This is a genomic window from Pseudomonas sp. B21-009 (assembly GCF_024749345.1).
GTDB lineage: Bacteria > Pseudomonadota > Gammaproteobacteria > Pseudomonadales > Pseudomonadaceae > Aquipseudomonas.
Genome location: NZ_CP087199.1, coordinates 1,130,132 through 1,148,015, shown reverse-complemented (window position 1 = coordinate 1,148,015; position 17,884 = coordinate 1,130,132). Strand labels below are relative to the sequence as shown.

The 17,884-nt window shown below is 61.5% G+C and carries 16 protein-coding genes; 6 read left to right on the top strand and 10 right to left on the bottom strand.

Translation table 11 applies throughout. From position 1 onward, the window contains the following. The first annotated feature begins 2 nt into the window (after positions 1-2). The 5 genes from LOY34_RS05215 to LOY34_RS05195 all read left to right on the top strand — a co-directional run bounded on the left by LOY34_RS05215 (position 3) and on the right by LOY34_RS05195 (position 6,912). The gene (locus LOY34_RS05215; RefSeq protein ID WP_093387011.1) at positions 3-827 is read left to right on the top strand and encodes a M23 family metallopeptidase; all 825 of its coding nucleotides are present in this window, start codon (positions 3-5) and stop codon (positions 825-827) included. A gap of 311 nt (positions 828-1,138) precedes the next feature. After that, entirely contained in the window at positions 1,139-2,812 is a 1,674-nt protein-coding gene (gene leuA, locus LOY34_RS05210; RefSeq protein ID WP_258664332.1) for a 2-isopropylmalate synthase, read from the top strand. A 158-nt stretch (positions 2,813-2,970) separates the two neighbouring features. Continuing rightward, a complete protein-coding gene (locus LOY34_RS05205; protein WP_195885763.1) occupies positions 2,971-4,110 on the top strand; it encodes a merozoite surface protein 3b in 1,140 nt (379 codons plus the stop codon). Next, positions 4,110-5,549: a DUF6384 family protein gene (locus LOY34_RS05200; RefSeq protein WP_195885762.1), complete on the top strand. Its 1,440-nt coding sequence runs from the start codon at positions 4,110-4,112 to the stop codon at positions 5,547-5,549. Before LOY34_RS05205 ends, LOY34_RS05200 begins: the two co-directional genes overlap by 1 nt. 4 nt (positions 5,550-5,553) lie before the next feature. Further along, positions 5,554-6,912 (top strand): hypothetical protein, encoded by a 1,359-nt coding sequence (locus LOY34_RS05195; RefSeq protein ID WP_195885761.1) that lies wholly within the window; start codon positions 5,554-5,556, stop codon positions 6,910-6,912. Positions 6,913-6,978: 66 nt separating this feature from the next. On the opposite strand, the gene LOY34_RS05190 is transcribed toward LOY34_RS05195, so the two are convergent. The 5 genes from LOY34_RS05190 to zwf form a co-directional block, all read right to left on the bottom strand. Beyond that, positions 6,979-7,689 carry a monalysin family beta-barrel pore-forming toxin gene (locus tag LOY34_RS05190; protein WP_195885760.1) on the bottom strand — a complete coding sequence of 237 codons (711 nt, stop codon included), beginning with the start codon at positions 7,687-7,689 and terminating at the stop codon, positions 6,979-6,981. A gap of 353 nt (positions 7,690-8,042) precedes the next feature. Continuing rightward, positions 8,043-8,477 (bottom strand): monalysin family beta-barrel pore-forming toxin, encoded by a 435-nt coding sequence (locus tag LOY34_RS05185; protein WP_258664331.1) that lies wholly within the window; start codon positions 8,475-8,477, stop codon positions 8,043-8,045. A 173-nt stretch (positions 8,478-8,650) separates the two neighbouring features. Beyond that, entirely contained in the window at positions 8,651-9,325 is a 675-nt protein-coding gene (locus tag LOY34_RS05180; protein WP_195885758.1) for a bifunctional 4-hydroxy-2-oxoglutarate aldolase/2-dehydro-3-deoxy-phosphogluconate aldolase, read from the bottom strand. Positions 9,326-9,342: 17 nt separating this feature from the next. Beyond that, on the bottom strand, positions 9,343-10,056 hold the full coding sequence (gene pgl, locus LOY34_RS05175; RefSeq protein ID WP_195885757.1) for a 6-phosphogluconolactonase: 714 nt from the start codon (positions 10,054-10,056) through the stop codon (positions 9,343-9,345). After that, a complete protein-coding gene (zwf, locus tag LOY34_RS05170; protein WP_195885756.1) occupies positions 10,043-11,512 on the bottom strand; it encodes a glucose-6-phosphate dehydrogenase in 1,470 nt (489 codons plus the stop codon). Before zwf ends, pgl begins: the two co-directional genes overlap by 14 nt. A gap of 213 nt (positions 11,513-11,725) precedes the next feature. Between zwf and hexR the strand changes: the two genes are divergently transcribed. Beyond that, positions 11,726-12,586, top strand: coding sequence for a DNA-binding transcriptional regulator HexR (gene hexR, locus LOY34_RS05165; protein ID WP_176794343.1), 861 nt, complete (start codon positions 11,726-11,728; stop codon positions 12,584-12,586). On the opposite strand, the gene LOY34_RS05160 is transcribed toward hexR, so the two are convergent. The 5 genes from LOY34_RS05160 to LOY34_RS05140 all read right to left on the bottom strand — a co-directional run bounded on the left by LOY34_RS05160 (position 12,579) and on the right by LOY34_RS05140 (position 17,879). Continuing rightward, the gene (locus tag LOY34_RS05160) at positions 12,579-13,433 is read right to left on the bottom strand and encodes a D-hexose-6-phosphate mutarotase (RefSeq protein ID WP_195885755.1); all 855 of its coding nucleotides are present in this window, start codon (positions 13,431-13,433) and stop codon (positions 12,579-12,581) included. The two genes, hexR and LOY34_RS05160, sit on opposite strands and share 8 nt — an antisense overlap. Before the next feature lie 138 nt (positions 13,434-13,571). Continuing rightward, positions 13,572-14,918: a carbohydrate porin gene (locus LOY34_RS05155; protein WP_195885754.1), complete on the bottom strand. Its 1,347-nt coding sequence runs from the start codon at positions 14,916-14,918 to the stop codon at positions 13,572-13,574. 54 nt (positions 14,919-14,972) lie between these two features. Continuing rightward, complete coding sequence (locus tag LOY34_RS05150; RefSeq protein WP_195885753.1) at positions 14,973-16,127, bottom strand: ABC transporter ATP-binding protein; 1,155 nt, start codon at positions 16,125-16,127, stop codon at positions 14,973-14,975. Positions 16,128-16,132: 5 nt separating this feature from the next. Further along, entirely contained in the window at positions 16,133-16,978 is an 846-nt protein-coding gene (locus tag LOY34_RS05145; RefSeq protein ID WP_045196445.1) for a carbohydrate ABC transporter permease, read from the bottom strand. Further along, on the bottom strand, positions 16,971-17,879 hold the full coding sequence (locus tag LOY34_RS05140; RefSeq protein ID WP_045196443.1) for a carbohydrate ABC transporter permease: 909 nt from the start codon (positions 17,877-17,879) through the stop codon (positions 16,971-16,973). Before LOY34_RS05140 ends, LOY34_RS05145 begins: the two co-directional genes overlap by 8 nt. Positions 17,880-17,884: the final 5 nt, after the last annotated feature.

Sequence of the window (17,884 nt, the reverse complement as noted above, 5' to 3'; positions counted from 1 at the left end):
CCATGCCGCGTCTATTTGCCCCGCTGTTGCTCCTGTGCCTGGTGTTCGCCAGCAGCGCCCAGGCCAGCTACATCACCCGCCAACTGAACAAGCCGGTACCCGGCGGCGTCGCCGTCGTCGACCTGGGCCCGGCCGCCACGCCACCCAGCGCGCGCTTTGATGGCAAGCCCGTGCTGGTGGTCAGGGAACAGGACACCTGGCTGGCCATCGTCGGCCTGCCACTGACGCAAAAGCCCGGCACCGCGCAGCTCACCCAGGGCAGCCGTACCCTTAGCTTCAATGTGGGCAGCAAGAAGTACCCGGAACAGCGCATCACCTTGAAGAACAAACGCCAGGTCAACCCGGACCCTGCCGACCTCAAGCGCATCGACGCCGAGCTGGCCGAGCAGATCAAGGCCTACCGCAGCTTCAGCCCCACCCTGCCGAGCAACCTGATCCTCGACAAGCCGGTCAACGGCCCGCTGTCGAGCAAGTTCGGCGTGCGCCGCTTCTTCAATGGCGAAGAACGCAACCCGCACGCCGGCCTGGATTTCGCCGTACCCGCCGGCACGCCGATCAAGACCCCGGCCAACGGCAAGGTAATCCTCATCGGCAATTACTTCTTCAACGGCAACACCGTGTTTGTCGACCACGGCCAGGGCTTTATCAGCATGTTCTGCCACATGTCGAAGATCGACGTGAAGCCCGGCCAGCAACTGAGCCGCGGCGCCGTGGTTGGCCGCGTCGGCGCGACCGGCCGCGCCACCGGCCCGCATATGCACTGGAACGTCAGCCTCAATGATGCGCGGGTCGATCCGGCGATCTTCATCGGCGCTTTCCAGCCCTGAGGCCTGGCTTGCGCCATTCAAAAAGACCGCGCAACTGGCGCGGTCTTTTTGTTCATGCAGCGCCATAAAATATCGACAATTTGCATTTTTTGAGCATTTGTCTCAATTTTCTCGCAAGGCTTGCCATCTTTAACCCCACTGGTTAGGGTTGAAGCCATGAAAACCTTTCAGACCCTCATCCTGCTTCGTCAACACCGCAGCCTCTGCCTGGTCAGTGCACGACTACCAAGCTGAATCGCGTCGCCTCGCCTTTTCATCTCGTTTTCGTTCGGCGGGCCCCTTTCAAGGCCGCACATTCAAGGATTGCTTTCATGACCATGCTCAAAGACCCTTCGAAAAAATACAGCGCCTTCGCGACCGTCAACCTGGCGGACCGCACCTGGCCTTCGAAGACCATTACCCAGGCGCCGATCTGGTGCAGCTCGGACCTGCGTGATGGCAACCAGTCGTTGATCGAGCCCATGGATGCGGCAAAGAAACTGCGCTTCTGGAAGACCCTGGTCAGCGTTGGCGTAAAAGAAATCGAAGCCTCGTTCCCGTCCGCTTCGCAAACCGACTTCGACTTCGTTCGCACCCTGATCGAAGATGGCCACATCCCGGACGACACCACCATCCAGGTGCTGACCCAGGCCCGTGAAGACCTGATCGCGCGCACTTTCGAATCGCTGCGCGGGGCGAAAAAAGCCATCGTCCACCTGTACAACGCCACCAGCCCGTCGTTCCGCCGCATCGTCTTCAACCAGGACAAGCAAGGCGTCAAGGACATCGCGGTGAACGCGGCCAAGCTCTTCGTCAAATATGCCGCCCAGCAGCCACAAACCCAGTGGACCTTCCAGTACTCACCGGAGACCTTCAGCGCCACCGAGCTCGAGTTCGCCAAGGAAGTCTGCGATGCAGTGATCGAGGTGTGGAACCCAACGCCTGAACACAAGATCATCCTCAACCTGCCGGCCACCGTCGAAGTCTCGACGCCGAACATCTATGCCGACCAGATCGAATGGTTCGGCCGCAACGTCAACCGCCGCGACAGCGTGATCATCAGCCTGCACACCCACAACGACCGTGGCACTGGCGTGGCCGCCACCGAGCTGGGCCTGATGGCCGGCGCCGACCGTGTCGAGGGCTGCCTGTTCGGCAACGGCGAGCGTACCGGCAACGTCGACCTGGTGACCCTGGCATTGAACCTCTACACCCAGGGCATCGACCCCGAGCTGGATTTCTCCGACATCGACGGCGTGCGCAAGGTGGTCGAGGAGTGCAACCAGATTCCGGTGCACCCGCGTCATCCGTATGTCGGCGACCTGGTTCACACCGCATTCTCCGGCTCGCACCAGGACGCCATCCGCAAAGGCTTCACCCAGCAGAAAGACGATGACAAGTGGGAAGTGCCGTACCTGCCGATCGACCCGGCCGACATCGGCCGCAGCTACGAGGCAGTGATTCGCGTCAACAGCCAGTCGGGCAAAGGCGGTATCACCTACCTGCTCGAACAGGAATACGGCATCAGCCTGCCACGGCGCATGCAGATCGAGTTCAGCCAGGTGGTTCAGGGTGAAACCGACCGCCTGGGCCTGGAGATGACCGCCCAGCAGATCCACTCGCTGTTGCACCGCGAGTACCTGCAGGCCAACGCGCCGTACGCGCTGGTCAGCCATCGCCTGCAGGAAGAGAACGGCCACAGCGCGGTGGAAGTGGAAGTTGCCGGTGAAGGCGAAACCACCCTGCACTGGCGCGGCAAGGGCAACGGCGCCCTTGAAGCCCTGGTGGCCGGCTTGCCGATCGCCGTCGAGATCATGGACTACAACGAGCACGCCATCGGCGCCGGCACCAACGCCAAGGCCGCGGCCTACATCGAACTGCGCGTGGCCGGTGGTCGTCCGGTGCACGGCGTGGGTATCGATGAAAACATCACCACCGCGAGCTTCAAGGCGCTGTTCAGTGCACTGAACCGTTCGCTGAGCCAGCAGGCGGCCAAAGCGGCCTGAGCCCTGAACTGAGCTGCAACCGAGTGCCCGCCTCCCTCCGGAGGCGGGCACTTTCGTTTGCGTACAATAAAAATCGTCGGTCAGCTTGCCGGCAACCCCCGGTATACTCCCCTCCTCGCTTTACCTTGCGCTGCGCGCACATCATGAAAGGACACTCGATGAGCAACTACCTCGAGCGGGCACTGAGCGGCCTGCGTACCATCGGCATCAACCTCGTTCGTCCGGTCCAGGACGCTCCCGTACTGGTACTGCTCGACCGCGTGGCGCAATACGACAGCAGCAAGGTCACCTCGATCGCCGCCGTGCTGCAGCAAGCCACCGCCTTCAACAGCATGGTCCGCGAGCAGATCGAGGGCATGGACATTTCCACCCGCTTCATGGATATCACCCAGAGTTTTACCTCGATCCGCGAAGACGCCGCCGCCATGGCCGGCTGGATGGACGACGGGCGCCTGGACAGCATGGAAAAACTCAAGCTGGCGTGGATGAATGTACGCCGTGGCTCGATCCCCAGCCGCTTCAACGACATTCGCGACAATTACCTGCAAGTGTGCAAGTCGGCCAACGACCAGATCAGCCGCGAGACGGTGATCCTCGAGTCCTACCTGGATTTTCGCATGGCCATGAAAGCCGCCGAGGTCGAGGCCCAGCAAGTGCTGGCGATTGCCGGCCAGGCCCTGGAGCAGCGCACGCTCGAGCTTAACGAAGCCAACCAGCAAGTCGCCGCAGCCGAGTCGGCCGAGCCTGCCCAGCGCTCCGCCCTTGAGCTGCGCCGCGACGAAGCCGTGCGCGCCCTGCAGGATGAAGACAAGCGCTACCAGATCGTCAAGGACATCGCCGACGACCTCAAGGTCGGCTACAACACCGCCGAGATGGTCTTCGCCCGCATCAACCAGGTGCACGTGATCAAGGAGCGCCAGTACCAGCGCATGGTTTCGTTCTTCTCGACCAACGAGGTGGTGCTCACCGGCCTCGCCGTTTCGTTTACTGCCAACAGCGGCCTGGCCGAGGCGACACACACCCTCAACGCCACCACCGATGGCATCAGCAAGGGCCTCGAGGCCCTGGGCACTACCGGCAACCAGCAGCTCGAAGCTGCGGTCAAGGCCAGCTACGGCTCGACCATCAAGGTCGATTCGGTTCGCGCCCTGGCCGATGCCACGCTGTCGTTCCAGAACGACATGCACAGCCTGACCGAAACCTACCGGGCCGAGTCGAGCAACGCATCGCGCGACATCGCCGCTGCGGTCGAGGACTCCAAGCGTAAGTTCGCCGCACTGCTCAGCAAGGCGGCCTGATGAGCAGTATTCCACTCTCCGAACAGCTCGGAGCGATGGCGTTCGTCGACGAATTGCGCCACCAGCAGATGCAGGTCCAGGAACACCTGGACCTGCCCAAGCGCCGCGCGGAAGTTGCGGCGCGCATCCGGACCTATTACCAAAGCCACAACATCGCTTTCGATGAGGCCTTGATCGAACAAGGCGTGCGTGACTTCTTCGCCCGCCGCCTGATGTTCGAGGCACCACCGCTGAGCTGGCGGCAAAAGCTGCTGAGCAAGGCGTCGATGGCGCGCAGCCAACTGTTCAAGCTGGTCCTGGCGATCATCGCCGCGGCGCTGATCACCCAGTGCACACGTATTGTCCATGACAGCGGCATTACCGTCGAAATCGAAAACAGCGCCCGTGACCTGCGCCGCCATGATGAAGACGTGCGCGCTGACATCCAGGTCAAGCACGAGCAGCTCAGGCAGTGGCAGCAAAAGGCGCAGGCTCAGCCCGATGCCGCCGTCAGCCGCATCCTCGATCAGGTCCGGCAAACTTTGCCGCCGCTGGACCAGAGTTTTGCCAGCGATGTGCCGCAGTTCGTCAACAAGACCAACCGCGACAACGTCAAAAACCTGGTCACGATGCACGAGGCGCAGATCGAGCAGGCCCGCAAGGCCGTTTCCTCGGCCCGCGCAGCCTTTACCACGGTAGAGGGTATCTACCCGCAGCGCGATAACCTCGCCAGGCTGCTGGCGATGCCAGCCTACCTCGAAGGCCTGAAGCCGTTCCCCACGCTCAAGGCGCTTGCCGAATCGGCTGACCGGCAACTGCTGCAGGTTAACGATGGCGATACGCTCAAAGCGGCCAGCCAGCAAGTGGCCAAACTGGATCTTGAGATCGAGCGCATCGCCTACTGGCTCGAACAGAGCACCCTGCGCGATCAGTTGCAGCAGCGCCTGCAAGCAATGCCGCTGGCCGCCGGTGACCGCGCGCAACTGCAAGCGCTGCTGGCACAAGCCAACAATAGCCTGCATGAGCAGAACGTCCCCCAGGCCCGTTATCAGCTCGAGCACCTCAAGCAGATGCTCGACTTTGCCGCCGTGCCATTGACTGTGCAGATCGTCGACCGCACCGGGATCAAGTCCGGGGTCGAACGTTGCTACGACCCCGCCGGCTGCAACCGCGGCGAAGACACCGACAAGGGCAAGAGCTGGTTCCTGGTGGTCGAGGCTACCGACGCAGGTGGCATCAGCGTCGAGGTGCCGGTTACCAGCGCCGAAACCGGCAAGCAGCGCTGGGCTCGTTTGTTCGCCGTGCGCGTCAGCCAGGCCGAATACCTCAAGGTCAAAGCGGACAAGCTCGACGATGGCCATGTCGATAACCGCATGATGGGCAGCAAGGCTGCCAACTCGCTGACCCTGCGCTTCAACCAGCGCACCACGGGCAACCCTGACATGATCATGGACTGGTGAACACATGACCCCTTCTACCCTCACCGGCAACGTGGCGCAGAACGCTCGCAGTTGCGAGGCCTTGCTGCGTAGCGCCGAGCAGTTGCTGTCGGCCCTGAGCAGTCAGGAAGCGCGCCTGGAACAGGACATTCTCACCCGCCTGAGCAACATCGCCACGCTCAAGCTTGAACATCGCCCGGCCCTTGATCAGGACACCCTGCAGCAACTGCAGGCACGCCAGGACGCCGAAGCGCAATCGCGCGCCGAACTTGCCCGGCTCGAAACCGATATCGCCGAGTCGCTGGCCGCCCAGCACGCGGTGCGCAGCCAGATTGAAAGCATCGACCGCCAGGTCAAGCAGCAACTGGCGCTCGAACCTGCCTGGTGTGAGCTGGGCGAGCAGTTGCTGGCCGCGCAAGAGGCCAACACTGAAGCCAATACCGGCTACCAGGAAATCCGCCAGGAGTGCGTCGACAAGCTGCCTTCGTACAGCGCCAACCCGATCTACTACCACCTGCTCAAGCGCGACTACGGCACTGAGCAGTACCGCTACAATTTTCTGCACCGCTGGCTCGACAACACGCTGGCCAAGCGCGTCAACTTTGCCGGCAACCGCAACAACGAGCTGATCCTGCGGGCCATGCAGACCCGCAACGAAGAGCTGCAAGGTGAGCGCCTGAGCCTGATAGCCGGGTTGCAGGAGGCAATCGAGCAGCAACTTGCCCTGGCGCGCACAGCCGCTGGCATGGACCCGCTGAGCCGCGAAGACGTCACCCTGAACAAGCACATCGCCGCCGCCAAGGCCCGGGCCAACGAGCAGCACCTGAAACTGGCCAATTTTGCCGGCAAGCAGGATCCACACTACCTGCGCATCCGCCAGAACATCACCGAGCGCCTGCAGGCGCAAACCATCGAGCAGTTGCTGGTCGAAGTACAAAAGACCCCGGACAGCAACGACGACAAGATCGCCGCCCAACTCAAGGAACTGTACCCGCGCCTGCGTGACGTCCAGGACCGTTTGCCGAAGCTGCGCGAGCAGCATGACCGCGCCCTGCACAATTATGAGCGAGCCAAGGAACTGGAGCGGGCGCTGCGCACCGACTATTACCGGGACAGCGACTACACCTACAACACGACCTTGAGCATCGAGCGCCTGCTGACCGATTACATGACCCGCGACCTCAGCCTGCACGCCCTGGAAACCGTGCTGCAAAGTGGTCGGCGCCTGGTGCCGCGCAGTTCTTCGTCGAGCAGCTCTTCGTCATTCAGTTGGTCGAGCTCCGGCTCCAGCAGTTCGAGTTCGAGTTCGAGCTCAAGCTCCAGTGACTTCTCCACCTCCAGCAGCAGCGGTGGTGGCAGCTTCAGCACCAGCGACAGCTTCTAAGTGCTATGCCGGTCTTGCCCGTATTTCAGGTGTGACCGGCATGCTGGCCATCAGTCTTTGAGGTAGTCAGAAGCCCCAGAAACCGATTTCACCCTGCTCTTCGTTATAGTGCTGGTAGCCTTCAAACAGAACCGACCTTTTGATCTGCTCCCAACTGTAGGGGTTGATCGAAGCGTCGTCGGGCAACAGGACAATTTTCGGGGTGGCAAACGAGGTGAGAAAGATCAGGTCCTCGCGTGTCACGCGTTGAAACTCGTCAACGACCAGTTCGACGAGATTGTTGTCCGCAGCCTGTTTAAATTTACCGCCAGCCAGCATCTTGTGTGCATACACCATATTGACTTGATACATGTAGTTCGTCGACTGAGCAGGAACAGTCAATGAACACTCGCCAGAACTGGTCTCTGAAAATGTCTCGCCATAGACGCTGGACTCAGTGATCTCAGCCCCCAACTTGATCGCCCCCAGCTTTACCCCGGCGCCATAGGTTTTCGAAACTGCGGTCGCATAACTTTTGCTCAACCCCTGGCTGATTTTCTCTTTGACGGTCTGATCTGTATCGGTTAGGTTCGGCAGCGGCTTGAGGTATTCCATATAAGCAAAGATAGGACGTGTTAAAACTACCCACGTGGACCCCAGGTAACTGACTTTACCGTTCACCGTCAGGCCATCCACCCAGCAGCCATAACTGGGTGCGCCTTTTGCAAATAAATAACGATCAATTTCGTAGGCGCCTACTTTAAAAGGCAAGTTGCGTATTTCTGGTTGCTGATTCATAGGTGCATTCCTTGTCGTAACGGGTAGTGTCTGCAATGTCCGAGCACACTTGACGCTCAGTAGCGTTTTCGCGGATCGTCAATGGCGTCCATATCAAAACTCCAGGCGCCGGCATTGACAGCCGCGGAGTACTTGTCGAGCAGTATCAATTTGAATAGGTCATCTCTGGATAGAGGCTGGTCCGGCTCGTGGACCTGCTCGCGAGCACAAAGCCGACTGGTTGCCACCGAAGAAAGCAGTATCAAGTCGTTTTTCCTACCCGTGCTCACGACGCACGCATGATTGGAGCTGAACAGGCCACCGATAGTGTCAGCAGCAGCGAATACGCGATGGGCATAGACCAGTGCTACCTGCTAAACCAAATAGGTCGTACTACCTGGGACGAGTAACGATTGTTTGCGCGGCCGTGCAGGTGCCCAGGCCTGCTCGGAATCCATCCCGGTTTGAAGATTGGAAAACGCATTGACTTGATCAATCGCCGGCGCCACAGAACAGTCTTTTACCGTGCCCTTGAAGAACCAAAGGTGATGCCCCTGGGCAGCGGTGACTTCTATGCTCTGATCGCCTGTAGCCTGTATCACTCGCGTATCAACATAGGCCAGATAGGCAAAAACCGGCCGGCTGATGGTCGGCCATTTACGCCCTTTGAAGCTGACTTCGCCGTAGATTGACTGCCCGCTCACCCAGCAGCCTCGATTGGAATTTCGATCGCCAATCAGATAGCGTTCAATTTCGTACGACCCGCTCTTGAGCGGGAAGCCGATGGCTTCATGTACTTCTTCTTGCATAACGCACCTCAGTTAAAAGTCGTGCAGCCTCTTAACCGTACGGCGCGGTCGACAATCGTGACAGCCGGACGCCCTTCCCTACAACGCCAGCAACATCGAAAAATCACCGGCAAAAAAAAAGGTGCGCCGACCAAGCGCACCTCAAAGCCGTGTAGCACACAACGAATTCGGTTTCAGTCCAGCAGTGCCAGGGCCTCGGCGCTGCAGGCTTGAATACGGGCCCAGTCGTGATTCTTGATCCAGCTGCTGTCAAGCATCCAGGTACCGCCCACGCACATCACATTGGCCAGGGCCATGTACTGTTTCACATTGCCCGGGTTGACCCCGCCGGTGGGGCAGAAACGCACGTCGCCGAACGGGCCGCCATAGGCCTTGATCGCCGCTACACCGCCGCTGATTTCGGCCGGGAACAGCTTGAAGCGCCGGTAGCCGAGGGCATAGCCCAGCATGATTTCCGACGGCGTGCTGATACCTGGCAGCAGCGGGATGTCGCTGTCGACGCCGGCCTCGAGCAAATCCTGGGTGATGCCCGGGGTGACCACGAACTGCGCGCCGGCCGCTTGCACGGCGGCAAACATCTTGCGGTCCAGGACCGTGCCCGCGCCGATGCACAACTCGGGGCGCTGCTCGCGCAGGACCTGGATGGCCTTGAGGCCATGGGAGGAGCGCAGGGTCACTTCCAGGGTCTTGATACCACCGGCCGCCAGAGCGTCGGCCAGGGGCAGGATGTCTTCTTCGCGGGCGATGGTGATCACCGGCAGAATGCGCGCCTGGGTGCAGATCTGATCGATCCGGGCAATCTTGTCGGCCATGGAAGCTCCCGGCTGTTTCAGTTCATGCGTGGTCATAACGGCGGATCCTTGGCTCATGGGCACCAGTAAATATCCAGAGGGTCTTGTAAGAAGGCACGAATCGGCATCTCGGCCAGGTCATTGCCCGCCAGTGCGGCGCGCAGGGTAGCGAGTTTGCCCGCGCCTTGCACCGACAAGGCGGTAAAACCGGCGCTCGCCAGCAGCGCGCGGGTCATGCTCAGGCGTTGATGCGGCACGCTCGGCGCCAGCATCGGCAGACAACGGCGGGCGCTGTTCGGATCAAGACCTTCGGCAAGGTTCGGGCTGTTGGGGAACAGCGAGGCGGTATGGCCATCGTCGCCCATGCCCAGCACCAATACGTCGATACCCGCAAGCTCGGCCAGGGCCTGGTCGGCTTCCAATGCGGCCGCTTCAAGGTTCGCAGCAGCATTGTAGAGATTGAGGAAACGCGCCTTGGCAGCAGGACCGGTCAACAAATGGCGCTTGAGCAGGCCGGCATTGCTGTCGGCATGCTCCACCGGTACCCAGCGTTCATCGGCAAGTGTCACCAGTACCTTCGACCAGTCCAGCGGCTGCTTGAGCAGTGCGGCGAAGAACGCCACCGGGCTGCGGCCGCCGGAGACGACCAAGGTAGCCTGGCCCTTGTCGGCAATCGTCGCATTCAGGCGAGCAGCCACATCCTTGGCCAAGCCTTCGGCCAACAGCGCAGGGGCAGTGAATTCATGTGCCGCGACGTTTGCCGGCAGTTGCAGTTCAGATATCGCCATACCAGGACCTCCCATCGCGGGTAATCAGTGCAATCGAGCTCATCGGGCCCCAGGAACCGGCGGCATAGGGCTTGGGCGCGTCGCCCGACTGCTTCCAGCCGGCGATCAGCTGATCGCACCACTTCCACGCGTATTCGATTTCGTCTTTGCGCACAAACAGGTTCTGATTGCCGCGCATCACTTCCAGCAACAACCGCTCGTAGGCATCGGGGATTCGCGCGCTACGCCAGGTGTCGGAAAAATTCAGCTGCAAGGGCCCGCTACGCAGCTGCATGCCTTTGTCCAGGCCCTGCTCCTTGGTCATCACCCGCAGCGAGATGCCTTCATCCGGCTGCAGGCGGATGATCAGCTTGTTGCCGATCTGTAAGCGCTGTTCCGGGGCGAAGATGTAGTGCGGGGTTTCCTTGAAGTGGATGACGATCTGCGACAGCTTTTGCGGCATGCGCTTGCCGGTGCGCAAGTAGAAGGGCACCCCGGCCCAGCGCCAGTTGCGGATATCGGCGCGCAGGGCGACGAAAGTTTCGGTGTCGCTCTGGGCGTTAGCGTTGTCTTCTTCCAGGTAGCCGGGCACCGGCTTGCCTTCGCTGTAGCCGGCAATGTACTGGCCGCGCACCACCTGGGTGCTCAGACCCTCGCCCTTGATCGGCGCCAGGGCCTTGAGCACCTTGACCTTCTCGTCGCGGATGCTGTCGGCAGAGAGGTCACTGGGCGGGTCCATGGCAATCAGGCAAAGCAGCTGCAGCAGGTGATTCTGGATCATGTCGCGCAATTGCCCGGCCTTGTCGAAATAGCCCCAGCGCCCTTCGATGCCGACCTTTTCGGCAACGGTGATCTCCACGTGGGAGATCGAGTTCTGGTTCCACTGGGTTTCGAACAGGCTGTTGGCAAAACGCAGGGCAATGAGGTTCTGCACCGTCTCCTTGCCCAGGTAATGGTCGATGCGGTAAACGCGGTTTTCCGGAAAGTACTGGGCCACAGCGTCATTGACCCGCCGTGAAGACTCCAGGTCATGGCCGATGGGCTTTTCCAGCACTACCCGGGTACGGGCGCTGAGGCCGGCTTTGTCGAGGTTTTCGCAGATGCCGCCATACACCGCCGCCGGGGTGGCGAAATAGGCGATCAGCTGGCTATCGCTGCCAACCTGCTCAGCCAGCGCCTGGTAGTCCTCGGCTTTGAGAAAGTCCACGTGCAGGTAGCTAAGGCGGGCGAGAAAGCGCTGCAGTACCGGCGCCTCTATTTGCCCGGCAGGCACGAACTCCTGCAGGTGCGCCTCGATCGACGCCAGGTGCTCAGCGACACTGCCCGGCTCGCGAGCCAGGGCCAGCACCCGGGTATCGGCGTGCAGCAGGCCGGCCCGGTCGAGCTGGTAGAGCGCCGGGAACAGCTTGCGCAAGGCCAGGTCGCCGAGGGCGCCAAACAGGGCAAAGGTGCAGGGTTCAACGCTGATCGAAGCCATGATGTTGGTTCTTTTATCAAGTTGACGTAGAAATACCGTTTTCAATCGCAGTTTTCAAGGAATAATGTAGTAAAAACCACAACATTTTACCCAGTGGACAGATTCAAGTGGTGTGCCATCCATGCCATCAGTACGATAGGCCACCGTGTCAAAAGCCCGCTGCTGTCGCCAGCCGGCTGTCTCAACGACCCAAGGAAAACACCCATGGACCGCGTGCGAAACCTCCTGGAGCAGATCCAGGGCCGCCTCGAAGAGCTGAACAAGGCTGAGCGCAAAGTCGCCGAAGTCATCCTGCTCAACCCCCAGCAAGCCACCCGCTTCAGCATCGCCGCCCTGGCCCAGGCCGCCAAGGTCAGCGAGCCGACGGTCAACCGCTTCTGCCGCTCGTTCGGCGTCAGCGGCTACCCCGAGCTCAAGTTGCAACTGGCGCAGAGCCTGGCCAGTGGCGCCGCCTATGTCAGCCGGGCGGTAGAGGCCGATGATGATCCGGCCTCCTACACCCAAAAGATCTTCGGCAGCGCCATCGCCTCGTTGGACAGTGCCTGCCAGCAACTTGATCCACAACTGGTCAGCCGCGCCGTCGACATGCTGATCCAGGCCCGGCAGATTCACTTCTTTGGCCTCGGCGCCTCGGCGCCGGTGGCACTCGATGCCCAGCACAAGTTCTTCCGTTTCAACCTGGCAGTGTCGGCCCATGCCGATGTGCTGATGCAGCGCATGCTGGCCTCGGTGGCCCACACCGGCGAGCTGTTTGTGATCATCTCCTACACCGGGCGTACCCGCGAGCTGGTCGAAGTCGCGCGCCTGGCCCGGGAAAACGGCGCCTCGGTACTCGGCTTGACGGCCGCCGACTCGCCACTGGCCAAGGCCAGCAGCCTGAGCCTGAACATCCCGCTGCCGGAAGACACCGACATCTATATGCCGATGACTTCGCGGATCATCCAGCTGACCGTGCTCGACGTGCTGGCCACCGGCATGACTCTGCGCCGCGGCGTCGACTTCCAGCCGCACCTGCGCAAGATCAAGGAAAGCCTCAACGCCAGCCGCTACCCGATCGACGACGAACTCAACTGAGCAAGTGCGCCTGCAGCCGCAGGTGTGCTTGCTCACCCGGCGCCAGGCTCAGGCTGTCACTGCTGCCGCTGGCCGCCTCGACACAGACGAAGCCCAGGGTTTCGCTGCCACTGACGCCCATCAACGGCCGGCTGCCGGGGTGCCAGACCACGGTGTCCTCGCTGTCACCGGTATCGATGCACAACTGGCGCTGCCAGGCTGGGTCGTGCAGTTGCAGGGTCGCCGCATTGGGGAATACCCGCTGGCAACCACCATGGACCTTCAAGGCGCCCTTCTGCCGGCAGGCCTGACGGTTCAAACGGTCGTAACCCTCAATGTTTTCTAGCCCAGACAGCGCTATCTCGGAAACGTCACTAATACGCCAGTAGGCCAGCAGAGCATGGCTCAACTGACAAGGCTGGCTGTCCTGGTGTTCGGTACTGAGCTGCAGCTCCATGCGCTTGCCCAGTTTGGCCAGCATGTCGACCTGCCAGTCGCACAGCTGCAAGCGCCATTTGAGGGTCACGCCGTCTGCGTCTTCACTGCTGTCGATCAGCTTCCAGTCGAGCAGGCGCGCCCAACCGTGGGCCGGCCACATGTCTTCGCTGGGATGGCGACCGTACCAGGGCCAGCACACCGGCACGCCGCCGCGGATGGCGCCGACTTGTGGCCACTGCGCCGCGCACCACAGCCAGGGGCGCTCGCCATGGGGCTGGAAGTGCAATAACTGCGCGCCCTGGCGGCTGAATACCGCTTGGCATTGCGGATGATCGATGATCAGCACATCGCGCTGCTGGTAACGCTCCCACTCGAAGGTCGGCCTTGGCCTCTGCGAAGTGAAGAAACGTTGTAGCGGGTGCTCTGGCATGGCGGGAAACTCTTGTTGTTAGTGAGGGCCTCATCGCGGGTCAAGTCGGAACGCCGCACCGCCGCTCCCACAAGTCCTGTGGGAGCGGGCTTGACCCGCGATGGGTTTACAATATGCGTAAATTTACAACATATCGCCTCAGAACGACGACTGAATCTTCAACCCGGCGACCAGCGCGTTATCCACCTCATCCACCCCGCCCGGGCTCTTGATGTACTGCAGGTTCGGCCGCACGGTCAGCCAGTTGGTAACGTGGAAGCCGTAGTACAGTTCGGCGTTGTACTCAGTCTTCTGGATCGGCACGAAATCGGCGTCGTTGTAATCCGCGATACCGCTCTGCTGGTTGAGCAGTTTTGCCCTGTCCTGCACATCGTCGTTGACGTGGATGCGCGCCACGCCAAAGCCGATGTCATCCTTGGGCCGGCCATCGAAGGCGCCCTTGTAGACCATGCCCACCTGCTGGTAGTTGTCGACCACGTTGGTGGCCTTGTCGTGCACGGTGAAGTTGGCGAACAGGCTCAGGCCGCGGTTGGCATCACCGTTGTGCGCAGTGACCTGCTGCTGGGCCACCACCCACCAGCCATGCTTGCTCGAATGCGACTTGAAGGCGGCGCCGGTCAATGCCTGGGGCTGGCCATTGAGGTCTTCATAGACGTCATCGGCCTTGGCCGTGCTGTAGTAGTAACCCAGGCGGTACTCGCCCGGCAGGCCGTTGACCTGCGGCGACCAGACCAGCTCCACCGGCAGGATCATGCCCTTGGTGCCGCTGCCGCTGAGCTTGAAGCCGTTGCCGGTCTCAAGGTTGGAGGGGTTCTGTTCATACACGCCGACCTGGGCGAAGAACTCCGGGGTGATGTTGTATTTGACCCGCATGGCCCATTGGCTGACCGGCCAGTTGTACCAGATGCCGCCAACCCAGTTACCCACCTGCGAGCCGCAGAACGCCAGGTTCTGGAAGTCGCAGGGGAAGCTGTTGAAATCCTCGCCTTCGCCGAAACGGCCGACCTTGATATCCAGGGCGCCATCGAAATACTTCTGTTTGACCCACATCTGCGTCAGGCGCCAGGTCTGGCCACGGCCCCAGACTTCCTGCACCGAACTGAACTGGCCGGCACGCGGGTCGCTGATGCGGTCGTTGGACAGGTTGCGCCCGCTACGCTCGGTGATCGCCAGCTTGAACTCGGCATCGTGCCAGCCGAAGATCTTCTCCAGGTCCAGGTGCGCACCGAGCGCGAACTGGTCGCTGTAACGGGCAGTCTTGTCGTCGTTGTAGCCACCATTGAGGTTACCGGCCACCTCGCCGACGTAATCGAGGGTGAAGTCGTAACCTTTCTCCAGCAATTCGGTGCGGGTACCGCCCCAGTCGCCGCTCATCCATTTCGACTCCGGGGCAAAGGCGCCGGCCGCCTGCGCCCCGCAACTGACGCCCAGGGCCGCCAGCAGGGTCAGCGGCGCCAGCGGCTTGATACGCTTGAAGTGATCCATCCCTTGTTTCCTCGTTTTATTGTTCTCGATGGGTTTCTACGTTCTATAACGAATTCAGCGGCCCTTGAATTGGGCGACATTGTCCTGACTTGTCTGCGCGGGTGCGGCAACACCCAGGCGCTCACCCGTGGCGGCATCGAACAGCAGCACCCGCGCCGGGTCGAACTGCAGGTTGAGGGTGTCACCCACCTGGGTTGGCACATCCGGGGCCAGGCGGCAGCAGACTTTGGTCTGGTTGAGCGTGACGAACACCAGCAGGTCCGGCCCGGTGGGCTCGGTGATCTGCACTTCGGCACGAATGCTCGGCAAGCCGTTGGCCTGGGCCGGGGCCAGGGCGATCTGTTCGGGACGAATGCCGAGGATCACTTCTCGCTCCTCCAGGCCTTCGACATTGAACCCCAAGGGTAGCTCGCAACGCGCCTGGCCACTGTCGAGCAGGGCCAGCAGGCGGCCGTCCTTGCGCTGCAGGCGCAGGGGAATGAAGTTCATCGGCGGCGAGCCGATGAAGCTTGCGACGAACAGGTTGGCCGGGTCGTTGTAAATCTGCTGTGGGGTGCCGAACTGCTGGATCAGCCCGTCTTTCATCACCGCCACCTTGTCGCCCAGGGTCATGGCCTCGATCTGGTCGTGGGTGACGTACACCGTGGTGGTCTTCAGGCGCTGGTGCATCAGCTTGATCTCGGTGCGCATCTCCACCCGCAGCTTGGCGTCGAGGTTGGACAGCGGCTCGTCGAACAGGTAGATCTTCGGCCGCCGCGCCAGCGCCCGGCCCATGGCCACGCGCTGCTGCTGGCCGCCGGACAGTTGCCCGGGCTTGCGTGCCAGCAGGTGCTCGATCTGCAGCAGCTTGGCCACCCGCGCCACTTCTTCATCGATGGCGGCGGCGGGCATCTTGCGCATCTTCAGGCCGAAGGCGATGTTGTCGCGCACGTTCATGGTCGGGTACAGCGCGTAAGACTGAAACACCATGGCGATGTCGCGGTCCTTGGGGCTCATGCCACTGATGTCGGCATCATCCACCAGGATCGCCCCGCCGCTGATCTGTTCAAGGCCAGCGATGCAGTTCATCAGGGTCGACTTGCCACAGCCGGACGGCCCGACCAGGATCAGGAACTCGCCGGAGTCGATCGACAGCTCGATGTTCTTCAGGGTGTCCGGCATGCCGCTGCCGTAGCTCTTGTTGACGTTGCGCAGTTCAAGCGTTGCCATTGTGTTTACCCCTTGACCGCGCCGGCCGTGAGCCCGCGCAGGAAATACTTGCCAGCCAGCACATAGACCAACAGGGTCGGTAACCCGGCGATCATCGCCGCCGCCATGTCGACGTTGTATTCCTTGACCCCGGTGCTGGTGTTGACCAGGTTGTTCAGGGCCACGGTGATCGGTTGCGCATCGCCACTGGCGAACACCACGCCGAAGAGAAAGTCGTTCCAGATCTGGGTGAACTGCCAGATCAGGCAGACCATGATGATCGGCACCGACATCGGCAGCAGGATGCGCCCGAAGATGGTGAAGAACCCCGCGCCATCGAGCCGCGCCGCGCGCACCAGCGCCTCCGGCACGCTGCAGTAGTAGTTGCGGAAAAACAGCGTGGTAAAGGCCAGCCCGTAGACGATATGCACCAGCACCAGGCCGCTGGTGGTGCTAGCCAGGCCCAGCTTGCCGAGGGTGAACGAAGCGGGCAGCAGCACGGTCTGGAACGGCAGGAAGCAGCCGAACAACAGCAACCCGAAGAACAGCTGCGAGCCCCGGAAGCGCCACATCGACAGCACGTAACCGTTCAACGCGCCGAGCAGGGTCGAGATCACCACCGCCGGCACGGTGATCTTCACCGAGTTCCAGAAGTAGCCGCCGACCGTGTCCCAGGCCTTGATCCAGCCGATGCCGGTGATTACCTCGGGCCAGCTCAGCAGGTTGCCGGTACGGATGTCCTCCGGCGACTTGAAGCTGGTCAGCAGCATCACGACCAGCGGGATCAGGTACAGCGCGCAGGCCAGGATCAGGGTCGAGTAAATCGCCAGGCGGCTGAAGCTCAACGAGCGGGGAGCGAGGGACCTAGTCATGGCGCTTGTTCCTCAGTTCCGAATACAGGTAAGGCACCAGGATCGACAGGATCGCGCCGAGCATCAGGATCGCGCTGGCCGAGCCCATGCCCATCTGCCCGCGGCTGAAGGTGAAGGAATACATGAACATCGCCGGCAGGTCCGAAGCATAGCCCGGGCCGCCTGCAGTCATCGCCGCGACCAGGTCGAAGCTCTTGATGGCGATGTGCGCAAGGATCATCAGCGCGCTGAAAAACACCGGGCGCAAACTCGGTAAAACGATACGCAGGTAGATGCTCGGCAGGCTCGCGCCATCGACCTGCGCGGCGCGGATGATCGACTGATCGACGCCGCGCAGGCCGGCCAGGAACAGCGCCATGACAAAGCCCGAGGCCTGCCACACGGCGGCGATCACCAGGCAGTAGACGACCCGGTCGGGGTCCACCAGCCAGTCCAGGCGAAAGCCTTCCCAGCCCCAGTCGCGAAGCATCTTGTCCAGGCCCAGGCCGGGGTTGAGCAGCCACTTCCAGGCGGTGCCGGTGACGATCATCGACAGTGCCATGGGGTACAGGTAAATGGTACGAATGAACCCTTCGCGGCGGATGCGCTGGTCGAGCAGCACCGCCAGCAGCACGCCGATCACCAGGCTGATGGCGATGAACATGCCGCCGAACAGCAGCAGGTTCTTGCTCGCCACCCACCAGCGGTCGTTCTCCATCAGCCGCGCGTACTGCGCAAGGCCCACCCATTTGTAGCTGGGCATGAAGCTTGAGTTGGTGAAGGACAGGACGAAGGTCCAGAGGATGTAGCCGTAAAAGCCCACCAGGACGATCAGCATGCTTGGCGCCAGCACCAGTTTCGGTAACCAGCGCTGCAGGGCGTCCAGGGGTGAGGCCTTGTTGAGTGTGGCAACAGTGCTCATCAGGA